Origin of the sequence: Tepidanaerobacter syntrophicus (assembly GCF_001485475.2) — a bacterium.
GTDB lineage: Bacteria > Bacillota > Thermosediminibacteria > Thermosediminibacterales > Tepidanaerobacteraceae > Tepidanaerobacter > Tepidanaerobacter syntrophicus.
In genome coordinates this window covers 145,551-159,630 of record NZ_DF977000.1, presented here as the reverse complement: position 1 = coordinate 159,630, position 14,080 = coordinate 145,551, and the positions used below count along the sequence as shown (strand labels likewise).

7 protein-coding genes and 1 CRISPR repeat array are annotated in these 14,080 nt (G+C 37.8%); all 7 genes read left to right on the top strand.

The window, feature by feature from the left end; genetic code table 11:
• The 7 genes from TSYNT_RS03845 (at nt 1) to TSYNT_RS03815 (ending at nt 14,069) form a co-directional block, all read left to right on the top strand.
• The gene (locus tag TSYNT_RS03845) at nt 1-2,241 is read left to right on the top strand and encodes a CRISPR-associated helicase/endonuclease Cas3 (protein WP_059031897.1); all 2,241 of its coding nucleotides are present in this window, start codon (nt 1-3) and stop codon (nt 2,239-2,241) included.
• Nucleotides 2,242-2,317: 76 nt separating this feature from the next.
• Nucleotides 2,318-2,824 (top strand): CRISPR-associated protein Cas4, encoded by a 507-nt coding sequence (gene cas4, locus TSYNT_RS03840; RefSeq protein ID WP_059031895.1) that lies wholly within the window; start codon nt 2,318-2,320, stop codon nt 2,822-2,824.
• A 12-nt stretch (nt 2,825-2,836) separates the two neighbouring features.
• Nucleotides 2,837-3,829 carry a type I-B CRISPR-associated endonuclease Cas1b gene (cas1b, locus tag TSYNT_RS03835; protein WP_059031893.1) on the top strand — a complete coding sequence of 331 codons (993 nt, stop codon included), beginning with the start codon at nt 2,837-2,839 and terminating at the stop codon, nt 3,827-3,829.
• A 195-nt stretch (nt 3,830-4,024) separates the two neighbouring features.
• A CRISPR array of direct repeats spans nt 4,025-9,917; the repeat unit is 30 nt; unit sequence GTTTATAGCCTACCTATAAGGAATTGAAAC.
• A 208-nt stretch (nt 9,918-10,125) separates the two neighbouring features.
• Complete coding sequence (cas2, locus tag TSYNT_RS03830) at nt 10,126-10,389, top strand: CRISPR-associated endonuclease Cas2 (RefSeq protein ID WP_059031891.1); 264 nt, start codon at nt 10,126-10,128, stop codon at nt 10,387-10,389.
• 343 nt (nt 10,390-10,732) lie between these two features.
• On the top strand, nt 10,733-11,155 hold the full coding sequence (glmS, locus tag TSYNT_RS03825; protein ID WP_059031889.1) for a methylaspartate mutase subunit S: 423 nt from the start codon (nt 10,733-10,735) through the stop codon (nt 11,153-11,155).
• A 29-nt stretch (nt 11,156-11,184) separates the two neighbouring features.
• On the top strand, nt 11,185-12,579 hold the full coding sequence (gene glmL, locus TSYNT_RS03820) for a methylaspartate mutase accessory protein GlmL (protein WP_059031887.1): 1,395 nt from the start codon (nt 11,185-11,187) through the stop codon (nt 12,577-12,579).
• 35 nt (nt 12,580-12,614) lie between these two features.
• The gene (locus tag TSYNT_RS03815) at nt 12,615-14,069 is read left to right on the top strand and encodes a methylaspartate mutase subunit E (RefSeq protein WP_059031885.1); all 1,455 of its coding nucleotides are present in this window, start codon (nt 12,615-12,617) and stop codon (nt 14,067-14,069) included.
• Nucleotides 14,070-14,080: the final 11 nt, after the last annotated feature.

Sequence of the window (14,080 nt, the reverse complement as noted above, 5' to 3'; positions counted from 1 at the left end):
ATGTATTACGCTAAGCCTATAAATGGTGAAAAAGGTTCATACTACTATCATGTTAGCAAAGTCTATGAAACCTTTGAAAATGAGTTAAAAGAAACACTAAAATATTTAACTCCATTGCTTAACCGTTGTGGAGAGACGCCGGAGCAATATGAGCAAAAAATGAAAATTGCAATTCTAATGCATGATTTTGGAAAGTTAAATTGCAACTTTCAAGAAGTTATGCGAACTATTATCCGGGGAGAAAAAGTAAATAAAAAGTATCACTTTCGACATGAATTACTTTCGTTTTACTATATGCTGCCTTTTGCAGGTGAGTGGAAAAAGCAAAAAGCGGATTTTGGGTATCCGCTTTTTGCGGTAATATCGCATCACAAACAAATAGATCAAAGATTTGATAGTTTTGAACGAGAATTTAACAAAAAGAACTGGCCATTACTTAGCAATGAGGAAATCGAATATGGTTGTAAACTATTAGATGAATACCATGGTATAAGGCCACAAATACCTTTGAATACAGAAAGTTTTCCACTAACGATAAAATTAATTTTAGAGAACATATTTAGTTTACTGAGTATGGAGGAAAGAGGAGCATTTAAAACCATCAGTCGTTATGACCTACGTTTACTTTACGCTATTGCTAAAGGCCAACTCCAATATTGTGACTGGATGGCATCCTCGGAAGAAGAGATCCGAAAGTATACACTTACTCAAGATGAGCTAATTCAAAGATTAAAGAAAAAATTAGAAGAAGAAGGCAGAACTTACGTAGAAAGACCGTTTCATAAAAAGTGTGCTCAAGCCCAGGGCGATGTAATAGCAATAGCACCTACAGGTTCAGGAAAGACTGAAGCATCTCTTTTGTGGGCTGCGCAATTTGACAGCAAGAAGATAATTTTTTGTATGCCTACTAAAGTAACTTCCAATAGTATTTATGAACGTATGAAAAAATATTATTTTAATCCCAAGGTTTGTGGCTTGAGTCATTCTGGCGCAAACACCTATTTTGCACTACAAGAAAATGATGCTTTACCATCGTTTACGCTTCTACACGGAAAAGCCCTCATACCCTCTGTGATGGTATCTACCGTCGATCAAATTTTAACAAGCGGTTTTAACTCTACATTATGGGGTTTAAAAGAATATGCTCTAATAAACAGTACAGTAATTTTCGATGAAATCCAGTCATACGACACCTTTACATTAGCGCTTATTACTCAAACTATTAAAAAAATAAAGACATTAGGCGGTAGGGTTATGTTAATGAGCGCTACATTTCCAAAGTTTTTGTTAAAACATTTTCAAGATTTATTAGATATAGAAAAACCCATTATAGCAGAAGAATTAATGGATAGAAAATCGAACACTTGGAGATATATTGAAAAGAATTTAGAAGATATTAGAGATGAAATAGAAGAATACTTACAGCAAGGTAAAAAAGTTGCATTAGTAGTAAATGATATAGAAACTGCAAAAAGAGAATATGATTACTGGCATGAAAAAAATGAGTCGCTTCGTGTCTTGTGTCTACATTCCGAATTTACGATGGAAGATAGAATGAAAAAAGAAGCTTTGTTATTAGAAGGAAGCAAGGATTATCAATTAGTTATTGCTACACAAGTCTTAGAAGTATCTTTAGATGTAAGCTTTGAAATTATGTTCTCGGAATGTGCTCCTATTGACAGTTTGGTACAAAGAGCAGGACGCTGCAACCGTCACTTAGAATTTGAAAATTCGGAGTTTATTGTCTTTGATCCGTCGGAGATAAGTATAAAATATGTTTATAAAGACTCAAGAGCAATTTTAGAAAAAACTCAAACGATACTGAAATTAAAGCAAAAGAAATTAGCCGAGCGAGAAATTATAGACATGATTGAAGAAGTTTATGATGGGTTTGATATTTATGATGAAAATTATGAAGAAGGTTTGCAACTATATCAAAATATCGCAGATGAACTGTTTATATTTGATTTACCGATAGACGAAAAGCTTGCTACAAGACGATTTGATATCATAAAAGTAGCTATTATACCTACAATATTTAAGGAAAAAGTTGAAGAACTATATGCAGAAAAGGAGTATGCAAAAATACCCTTGTATGAAGTGCCCGTAACTTACAGCAAATATCGAAGGTGGATAGCAGCGACGAGAGTTGAAGATGAACAGTGTCCATTGCCTTTTTGTGAAGTGGAATATAGTGCGGAACGAGGAATTAAGTATGATGACAGTCCTTCTATCATATAACATGAAAGCTTTTTTACCCCATGCCAGAAGAATTGCTGTTTTAAAAAAACGAAAATAGCAAGAAAGGTGATGCCTAATGTCTGCAGAAGATGTTAAAATTAATGGCACACTGATTTGGTACTATTGTGTATGCAAGAGAGAAGCTTGGCTGATAGCTCGGAGCATCGTGGCTGACCAAGAAAATGAATTCATAGAGATTGGCAGATTTATTAATGAAAGTTCTTACCAGCGTGAAAAGAAAGAGATGCAGATAGGCAATATTAAACTTGATATACTAAAGATGGACAATGGACAGATTGTGATAGGTGAAGTAAAAAAGAGCAGTAAATTTAAGCTTGCAGCAAGAATGCAGCTGCTGTTTTATCTATCAATTTTGAAAGAAAATGGGATATCGGCAAGAGGCGAACTTTATTTTCCAGAGGAAAAAAAGCGCGAAGAAGTTTTGCTAAACGAAGAGGCGTTAACTGAACTTGAACAAATGAAACAAGATATCTTAAAAATCATATACCTAGAACAACCTCCCGCAGCTAGAAAAATTCCATTTTGTAAAAACTGTGCATATGCAGAATTTTGTTTTGCTTAAGGAGGGTCTGCTGTGAAAAAACCTGTATACATATTTTCTAATGGAGAACTAAAAAGAAAAGATAATACATTGTTCTTCGAAAATGAAGCAGGCAAGAAATATATTCCAGTAAACGGCACGAGTGAAATTCACATTTTTGGAGAAGTAGATATAAACAAAAGGTTTCTTGAGTTTGCAACGACTTCAGAAATAATCTTACATTTTTACAATTATTATGGCTATTACGCTGGTACTTACTATCCAAGAGAACACTTAAATTCCGGGCATATGATTTTAAAACAAGCTGAGCACTATTTAGATAATGAAAAAAGACTGGAATTGGCAAAGGAATTTGTTATCGGGGCATCAAAAAATATGAGACAAGCGGTAAGGTATTATATTAATCGTGGCAAAAACTTACAAGATATTGAAAATGAGATAAATAATCTTGAACAGCACATTGATGAATGTTTGCAGATAGATGAATTAATGGCGATTGAAGGCAATATCAGACAATACTATTACGACGCTTTTGATGAAATAATACAAAAACCCGAATTTAGTTTTGTAGAACGAACCAGAAGACCACCAAAAAACAATCTTAATACCATGATAAGCTTTGGCAACTCACTCATGTATACTACGTGCCTTAGCGAAATATATAAAACACATCTTGATCCGCGAATAGGATTCTTGCACGCGACTAACTTTCGACGATTTACCTTAAATCTAGATGTATCAGAAATTTTCAAACCAATTATAGTGGACAGGGTAATTTATACTTTGCTGGGAAGGAACATCATAAAAGCTGATGATTTCGAGAAAACCACCGATGGATTGCTTATGAAAGAAAATGCCAAAAAGGCTTTTGTTCAAGAGTATGAAGACAAATTAAATACAACAATAAAGCACAGAGAATTAGGAAGAAATATTTCTTATCGGCGAATAATACGTATGGAGCTATACAAATTAGAAAAGCATCTTATCGGAGAAGAAAAATATGAAGCATTTATAGCAAGATGGTAAATTTTGTATTTTAAAATTGTCGTCGACCTCCGATAGCGCAAAAACCCCTGGAGATCGACGACAAATAAAAAATGCCTTCAAATAAAGAATTTATCTAGAAAAGAAGGATTTTTTGATTCTATGTAGAAGTTATGTATAGAAAATTACACAAATTATTTTTCTCGCATTTTCTTTATTTTTTACCATGATTTACGGGTTCATAGCCTACCTATAAGGAATTGAAACTACACTAAAGTTCAAGAAATTATAACTATTTTTGAAAGTTCATAGCCTACCTATAAGGAATTGAAACTGGAAAAATTCTTTATAACGATGAGAATAAAGAAATAGTTCATAGCCTACCTATAAGGAATTGAAACAAGGATTGGGTAAATGGAGAAAGCAATCCAAAACTTGAGTTCATAGCCTACCTATAAGGAATTGAAACATAATTGGAGAATACAAGAAGAGCAGAATTTCAATAGTTCATAGCCTACCTATAAGGAATTGAAACGCAGAAAAATTACAGAGTAAAACATATCAGTTAGGAGGTTCATAGCCTACCTATAAGGAATTGAAACTGTAATATGAGAAGAGCCTTCGGGCTCTTTTTTCATGTTCATAGCCTACCTATAAGGAATTGAAACCAGCGCAGGGGTGCAGATACAGGGAAGTATTTTGCATACAGTTCATAGCCTACCTATAAGGAATTGAAACCGGTAACTTATAGGGAGAGGTGGTTATAAATGGCTTTTACAGTTCATAGCCTACCTATAAGGAATTGAAACATTATCTCCTCTTGTAACCGCTCCCTTAAAGATAAAAAGTTCATAGCCTACCTATAAGGAATTGAAACTCAATCATCATCGATAAACTTGAAGGGAAGGCTTGAGTTCATAGCCTACCTATAAGGAATTGAAACTTCATTGCCTCTGCAAGTATTTCCCATGCAGGTATACCGTTCATAGCCTACCTATAAGGAATTGAAACTTTTGCATCCTAGGGGCGTTGCTTTCCAGGGCAAAAGTTCATAGCCTACCTATAAGGAATTGAAACTTGTATAAGAAATTGCCCATTATATTCCCCGAACTCGTTCATAGCCTACCTATAAGGAATTGAAACTCCACTCCCAAAAACCGGCTAAGGTAGGCTTCATTTCCGTTCATAGCCTACCTATAAGGAATTGAAACCTGGAAGTGCGATGATTAAAATGTCCTTGGATGCACGTTCATAGCCTACCTATAAGGAATTGAAACCCATTACCGGCGGCACGATTATGGGTTACAGCGTAAGTTCATAGCCTACCTATAAGGAATTGAAACTACAATGCCAAGAGGTAAGCCTGGAAGACCGGTTATTAGTTCATAGCCTACCTATAAGGAATTGAAACACAGAATTATCCTGGCTTTGGGTCAAATGCGGGCTAGTTCATAGCCTACCTATAAGGAATTGAAACGGTGTTTGCCATGCCATTTTACGCCCTCCTTCCATTGTTCATAGCCTACCTATAAGGAATTGAAACCAAGGTTTTTGAGAAGATTTTCATCGGCTGTAACTGTTAGTTCATAGCCTACCTATAAGGAATTGAAACTGAGTGTCTTTTTTACATATCGGCTCTGCATATGAAGTTCATAGCCTACCTATAAGGAATTGAAACAGCATAAATCTGGTTCTAATCAAATCGGTTCTCATTGTTCATAGCCTACCTATAAGGAATTGAAACCACTGTTAGATGTGTTCTAACAAAAAATGGGCAGGTCGTTCATAGCCTACCTATAAGGAATTGAAACTCCTCCACCGGCTTCAACGGGCAGTCAGCCTGTCTAGTTCATAGCCTACCTATAAGGAATTGAAACGTGTTTCTATCGTGAGTGTTTCTATTGTGCATCTGAGTTCATAGCCTACCTATAAGGAATTGAAACAACATTACATCTATCATTCCCACCGGCCCGTTTCTAGTTCATAGCCTACCTATAAGGAATTGAAACCGGTAAAAGCACAGACACAAAACCGACCCCGGACAGTTCATAGCCTACCTATAAGGAATTGAAACATTGACCTTTATGCTAGTGACAAGTATTTGCAGGAATGTGTTCATAGCCTACCTATAAGGAATTGAAACACGATACAGAACATGGCTAAAACTATAGCAAATCTAGTTCATAGCCTACCTATAAGGAATTGAAACCAGCACCAAATTGAACTGGACAAGCCAAAGGTCATAGTTCATAGCCTACCTATAAGGAATTGAAACATTGATATATATTCCGGTTTGGTCCATCAATATTTGAGTTCATAGCCTACCTATAAGGAATTGAAACTGCCCTGTCGAAAGGGGGCTTTTACATTGGAGGTGAAGTTCATAGCCTACCTATAAGGAATTGAAACGAATTCTATTAAGGCGGTGATAAAATGAACAGATATAGTTCATAGCCTACCTATAAGGAATTGAAACAAGGTGATACTCTTACAATTACAGCAACCACACTAAATGTTCATAGCCTACCTATAAGGAATTGAAACGTCGCCAACCTAAAGCAGATGCATTTATGGATTGGGTCGTTCATAGCCTACCTATAAGGAATTGAAACAGAGCTGCTGGCGTATTTAAAAATAAACATATTCCTAGTTCATAGCCTACCTATAAGGAATTGAAACAATTTTTACCCCAGCTAAAAGCAGAACTCACTAAATGTTCATAGCCTACCTATAAGGAATTGAAACATTGTTTCTCAAGGCTTTTAAGATTTTGCTCTGTGGCGTTCATAGCCTACCTATAAGGAATTGAAACTCCGGACGGCTCTAATCAATTGGGAGCCGTTCAAAGTTCATAGCCTACCTATAAGGAATTGAAACCTCAGGGGCCCAAAGGAGGGGGTCAAGAAGTGCAAAGTTCATAGCCTACCTATAAGGAATTGAAACAACCTTGTCGTCTACAAGGTTTCTCATGAAACCGTGGGTTCATAGCCTACCTATAAGGAATTGAAACAGCATATAACTTCGGCAGAAAGAACAGCATGGAATAAGTTCATAGCCTACCTATAAGGAATTGAAACAATATGCCGCCCTCTGCCGGAGAAGGCCGCTGTTGGTGTTCATAGCCTACCTATAAGGAATTGAAACCAAGATATAGGGAAATTCTTCGCAACACACAAAAAAAGTTCATAGCCTACCTATAAGGAATTGAAACAATATTCCCCGATGGTCATAATGCTCTGGCTCTTCCGTTCATAGCCTACCTATAAGGAATTGAAACTCTTGACAGTATCTGTCAATTGCTCGGGCAATTTCGGTTCATAGCCTACCTATAAGGAATTGAAACACACCATGATTGACAACAACATCACGCCACGCAAACAGTTCATAGCCTACCTATAAGGAATTGAAACTTGCGTTTTGTATACCTCCTGCTTTTAGTGCATCGTGTTCATAGCCTACCTATAAGGAATTGAAACTGACAATAAATACTGACACTACTATGGGCAATTTCTAGTTCATAGCCTACCTATAAGGAATTGAAACTCAGGGCAATCATTCAAAGTAACCATAGAGCCGGAGTTCATAGCCTACCTATAAGGAATTGAAACTACAAGTAGTGTTCAATGCACCTGAACACCCATTTAGTTCATAGCCTACCTATAAGGAATTGAAACACAGAAGAATGATCAGCAGCCCAATATGTATCTACTGGTTCATAGCCTACCTATAAGGAATTGAAACTTGAGCGATGGATTGCAACAAACATACGTTCACCTGCGTTCATAGCCTACCTATAAGGAATTGAAACTAAAATGCCGTCACCGTCTTTGTTGAGCTGCCCGGGTTCATAGCCTACCTATAAGGAATTGAAACTAGCCGAAGCTGGACTGGCAGCAGCCTTTCAAAACCGTTCATAGCCTACCTATAAGGAATTGAAACAACATGGAGCGTAACACCTGGGACGCGAAGGTTTACCGTTCATAGCCTACCTATAAGGAATTGAAACCGTATTGTTGCTATGGGAACAACATCAGTGGGTACGTTCATAGCCTACCTATAAGGAATTGAAACAAAAAAGCCGGCGGCAACGCTTATGAACAGATGATCGCGTTCATAGCCTACCTATAAGGAATTGAAACCGCCATAGGCCTGAAATACTTCATGCTCTTGGGCGGTTCATAGCCTACCTATAAGGAATTGAAACGCTCAAATCTCGTCTTGGTCCTGCGGATTTTCTTCCAGTTCATAGCCTACCTATAAGGAATTGAAACGAAGAGAGACCCTAATTAATCACGGGCTGCAAGGCGTTCATAGCCTACCTATAAGGAATTGAAACACGATTATAATTGTAAACCTGTAGGACTGAACACACTGTTCATAGCCTACCTATAAGGAATTGAAACGGTTTAAAGGTTATGTTAAATCAAACTTTAGAGATGATGTTCATAGCCTACCTATAAGGAATTGAAACATAAAACTTTAGGAATTACTCAAAAAATACAAACATGTTCATAGCCTACCTATAAGGAATTGAAACTACCCTTTATTACAACACCTCCCTACAGCCACAGTGTTCATAGCCTACCTATAAGGAATTGAAACATCACCTTCTCTGCCTCCCTTCATTTTTTGCTCCAGGTTCATAGCCTACCTATAAGGAATTGAAACCTTTTGACCATCCACATAGCCCACCAACACCAAAGGGTTCATAGCCTACCTATAAGGAATTGAAACGCGGCTCTCCCATATATACAAAGCAAGGCAAGCATGGGTTCATAGCCTACCTATAAGGAATTGAAACGCCTGTGATGGATTATAATTCTTGTCCAGCACTTCAAGTTCATAGCCTACCTATAAGGAATTGAAACTATCAAGATGAGTTGTATGAATTTATGGAAGACAACGTTCATAGCCTACCTATAAGGAATTGAAACTGCCAGGGTGCGTTACAACCAGAACCTGGACTACGTTCATAGCCTACCTATAAGGAATTGAAACCAAAATACAGAAGCTGCTCAAAGCCCCACTTAAACCGTTCATAGCCTACCTATAAGGAATTGAAACAAATCCCCAAAAGGTATATTTTGGGCTTGTCCGGCCGTTCATAGCCTACCTATAAGGAATTGAAACATACAAGGGTTGCACAATGGGATAAGGGTTGCATAGTTCATAGCCTACCTATAAGGAATTGAAACACGTATTTTCAAAAACAAGACTGCACAGCCGAGAAGAGTTCATAGCCTACCTATAAGGAATTGAAACTGGTGATGATAGTATGTTAAGAGCTTACAGATACAGAGTTCATAGCCTACCTATAAGGAATTGAAACCTTCAAACCCTAGCATGTTTGTTAGAACTGCTGCTGTAGTTCATAGCCTACCTATAAGGAATTGAAACATTGATGAAATGAATAAATTAATATCTGATTTAGTAAGTTCATAGCCTACCTATAAGGAATTGAAACTTATTTGCCTTTCGGTCTCGTTTAGCGCCCCTATTGGTTCATAGCCTACCTATAAGGAATTGAAACCTGGCAGCGCTTTTCGCAATTGCATCTGTTGCTATTTGTTTATAGCCTACCTATAAGGAATTGAAACTTGTTACAACTCCTTTTTTTATTGTTATAATATATTAGTTTATAGCCTACCTATAAGGAATTGAAACACTTTAAAGGCTATTTTTGGTCATATTTAATAGTATGTTCATAGCCTACCTATAAGGAATTGAAACAAACGTATGTTTCCGGCACTAAGCCTAGCGGCCTGGTTCATAGCCTACCTATAAGGAATTGAAACAAGAACTGCCATGAGGTAAGAGTAGTAACGGCTCCAACGTTCATAGCCTACCTATAAGGAATTGAAACACAGAAGGCACTGTATCTTTTAACACCAAAGCTACGTTCATAGCCTACCTATAAGGAATTGAAACATAATCTAGACAACGAAGTTATAACGTCTTCGCTGTCGTTTATAGCCTACCTATAAGGAATTGAAACATTCTATTGGATGGAGTGAATAACCCCAGTTCATTTCGTTTATAGCCTACCTATAAGGAATTGAAACAACGCTTTCTGCAGGCCGAAGTTTATTAGTGCATCTTCGTTTATAGCCTACCTATAAGGAATTAAATCCGGAATTAAATCCATCTTCTTTAGCGTGGCAAGAGATGCCAGAGATGTTCATAGTCTGTCTGCAAAGGATCGCTTGTCGCTAAATGGAAAAAATGAACTTAAACCCATACTAATGGGTTTATTTTTATATCGCACAAAAATCATATGGTAAAATATAATAAACAGTACAGAAGAATTTCATTGAAGAAAAGCTTAAAGGGTGGACAAAATGTTTGTAATAGTTGTATATGATGTCGGAGAAAAACGAGTGGCAAAGGTTTTAAAAATATGTCGAAAGTATCTGACATGGGTTCAAAATTCTGTCTTAGAAGGGGAAATTTCGGAAGCAAGTTTTAAAAAATTAAAGCTTGAGCTGAAGAAAACCATCAAAGAAAGTGAGGATTCAGTTATATTTTACATACTTCGAACTACCAAGTATTCTGAAAGAGAAGCTATGGGAATACGAAAAGGGGGAGAAGATTTAATTATTTAGCTAAAAATCAAAAACAAGTGAATGCTGATAAACTAAGCAGATATTTAATAAAAAACAAGAGTATTAGTGATATATGGCGTAAAACAATTGTTTTCAGAAAAAATGTATTATACAAAACCTAAAAAATATGATATATTAAAATAAAGAAGATTATGTATTCTGTATACAAGAAAACAGTATCTTGTGTATGCGAATATTTTCAAACGAAAACATATATTGAGCACGGACTAAATTAGAATTAATATTCTTGAGCGATTGTATACAGGAAACCTGGCATCCAAAAATACCGAATATTCTGTATACGTTTCTTCAACCAAACAATTATTGCATGGGGTGATATAAGTTGAAATACGATGATAAAAAAACGATTGTACTAGGAGTTATAGGGTCTGATGTGCACTCAGTAGGAATTAGAATCCTTGATGAAGCTTTCAGCGAAGCCGGTTTTAATGTGGTAAACATCGGGGTTTTATCCTCGCAGGAAGATTTTATTAATGCCGCAATAGAAACCGATGCAGATGCTATTTTAGTGTCTTCGCTCTATGGACATGGAGAACTTGACTGCAAAGGCTTTAAAGAAAAATGTATCGAAGCAGGCTTAGGTGATCTGATCCTATATGTAGGCGGCAACCTGGTGGTCGGAAAACAAGATTGGCCAACCACTGAAAAGAAATTTTTAGATATGGGATTTGATAGAGCGTATCCACCGGGAACGCTGCCTGAGAAGCCTATTGAAGATTTAAAAAATGATTTAGGGATTAAATAAGCAATTCTTGTTTACAAAGAGGTGTGAAAATGGAACTAGCCTTACTTATAGATATTGGAAGCACCTATACAAAAGTGACTGCCATAGATTTGGAAACTGTGGAGCTAAAAGGAACAGCTCAAGCAGCAACTACCGTAGCTGAAGATGTAAATATCGGAATAAATAAGGCCATCGAAGAGCTTAGGGCAATGGGAGTAGAGCCTACAGAAGCAAAACATAAGCTTGCATGCAGTAGCGCGGCAGGCGGACTTAAAATGATAGCAGTAGGTCTTGTACCTGAACTGACTTCTGAAGCTGCAAAGCGTGCGGCGCTGGGAGCAGGAGCCAAAGTAGGACATGTATTTTGCTATGAGCTGACAGACGATGAGCTAGATCAAGTAACAAAGTACTCGCCGGATATAATTTTACTTGCAGGCGGCACCGATGGCGGCAATAAGGATGTAATAATCCACAATGCTAAGAAACTTGCAGAGCTTAAAGTCGATGCTCCCATAATAGTTGCAGGCAACAAAACGGCGGCATCTGCTGTCGAAAAAGTTTTGCGTGCGGCTTCTAAAGAAGTCTATGTGGCCGAAAACGTAATGCCAAAATTGGAGTGCCTCAACATAGAGCCTGCCAAAAAAATTATTCGGGAAGTTTTTTTAAACAGAATCATCTATGCCAAAGGTCTTGCAAAAGTAAGCGAATATGTAGATAGCCCGATAATACCAACTCCTTCAGCGGTAATGAAGGCAGCCGAACTTCTTGCAAAAGGAAGTAATAATGAAGCAGGGCTTGGAGATGTAATGGTTGTGGATATCGGCGGAGCCACCACAGATGTGGATTCTGCTGCAACAGGAGAGCCGACAAAACAAGGAGTAACGCTGAGAGGACTGGAAGAGCCTTTCGTGAAAAGGACTGTTGAGGGAGACCTTGGGATGCGTTATAGCGCCTTAGCGCTAGTTGAAGAAGTAGGCATCAAAAACATACTGAAGAACTATCTGCCGCCTAACATAGAAGAAAAAATGCTGGTGGAATATGTTGAGAAAATAAGCAAAAATACAGATTATGTACCCTGCGATGACATAGAAAAAGAAATAGATGCAGGAATTGCAAAAGCTGCAACAGATCTTGCGGTAAAAAGACACGTAGGAAGAATTGAAACAGTCTATAGCCCCTTTGGAGCGGCATATGTCCAGCATGGAAAGGACCTTACCCAGCTAAACTATCTGATAGGGACAGGCGGCATCTTGATATATGGCGAAAATCCAAAAGAAATACTAAAACATGGCTTATATGACAGCAGCCAGCCGGATATCCTAGCGCCGGAGAATCCTAAAATACTCCTTGATGAAAAATATCTTTTATCATCCATCGGATTATTAAGCGAAATCGTGCCTGACAAGGCCTTAAGACTAGCTAAACAATATCTTAAAGAGATTTAAAACTGTAAGTTTATTATAACGAGGAGGCGTTTACTGTGGAAATTCAAAATAAAAAATGGGACATAAAGAAATTTAATGAAATGAGGCAAGAGGTTTTAAATCAGTGGCCTACAGGAAAAGAAGTTGATTTTGAAGAAGCCTTAAGATACCATCAGAACCTTCCAAAGAATCAAATCATGACAAACAAGCTGAAAGAAGCTGCTTCAAAGAACAACACACTGATACAACCCAGGGCCGGTGTAGCGCTACTTGAAGAACATATAGAACTTTTAAGATTCTTAAGACAAAAAGGAAAGGCAGACGTGCTGCCTACCACAATAGACAGCTATACAAGACAAAACAGATATGAAGAAGCCGAAAAAGGAATTAGAGAAAGCGAAAAGGCAGGACGGTCTCTGCTGAATGGTTTTCCTGCAGTAAATTACGGCGTACAAAAGTGCAGAAAGGTCATTGAATCCTTAGACTGTCCCGTTCAAGTAAGACATGGCACTCCCGATGCCAGACTTCTTGCTGAAATTTCTTTAGCAGGAGGCTTTACAGACTTTGAAGGCGGCGGCATATCATACAATGTGCCTTATGCCAAGAAAATCTCTATTGAACAATCGATTTATTATTGGCAATACGTAGACAGACTTGTAGGCATTTATGAAGAAAACGGAGTTTCTTTAAACAGAGAACCCTTTGGACCGTTAACAGGAACATTGGTTCCGCCTTGCATATCCCATAGCATCGGCATTATCGAAGGAATTCTTGCTGCAGAGCAGGGCGTTCGGAATATTACCCTTGGATATGGACAATGCGGCAATTTGATTCAAGATGTTGCGGCAGTAGAGACGTTAAAAGAGCTGTCAGCGGAATATCTAAAAGATTATAGTGTCATGATTACAACAGCTTTTCATCAATGGATGGGCGGATTTCCCCAAGACGAAGCTCAAGCCTTCGGTGTCATATCCTGGGGAGCTGCAACTGCAGCATTGAGCAAGGCTACCAAAGTTATTGTAAAAACACCCCATGAGGCGTTTGGCATACCTACAAAAGAGGCAAATGCCGAAGGTTTAAGAGCAACAAGACAAGTAATTAATATGCTAAAAGATCAGAGGATGATTTCTAATAAGGAACTTGAAAAAGAAAAAGAAATTATAAAGAGGGAAACCCGGCAGATTTTGTCCAAAGTGTATGAACTTGGAGAAGGAGACTGGGCCAAAGGCGCAGTAAGAGCCTTTGCAGCAGGGGTACTTGATGTTCCCTTTGCGCCTAGCCAGTATAATGCCGGAAAAATCTTGCCGGCACGGGACAACAGCGGGGCAGTCAGGTTTTTAAACTTCGGGTCAATTCCGTTTGATGATGAAATAAAAGAATTCCACAGAAGAAAATTAGCCGAAAGGGCCAAGGCGGAAAACAGAGAAGTAAGCTTTAAAATGGTTATAGATGACATTTATGCCATAGGGCAGGGAATGCTTGTAGGAAGAACGGATTCTAAAATTGCATAAAGGAGACAAGA

Bases quoted from the DNA above. Each gene is read 5' to 3' on its own strand.
- TSYNT_RS03845 (WP_059031897.1), top strand. From the start codon at position 1: ATGTATTACGCTAAGCCTATAAATGGTGAAAAAGGTTCATACTACTAT.
- cas4 (WP_059031895.1), top strand. From the start codon at position 2,318: ATGTCTGCAGAAGATGTTAAAATTAATGGCACACTGATTTGGTACTAT.
- cas2 (WP_059031891.1), top strand. From the start codon at position 10,126: ATGTTTGTAATAGTTGTATATGATGTCGGAGAAAAACGAGTGGCAAAG.
- glmL (WP_059031887.1), top strand. From the start codon at position 11,185: ATGGAACTAGCCTTACTTATAGATATTGGAAGCACCTATACAAAAGTG.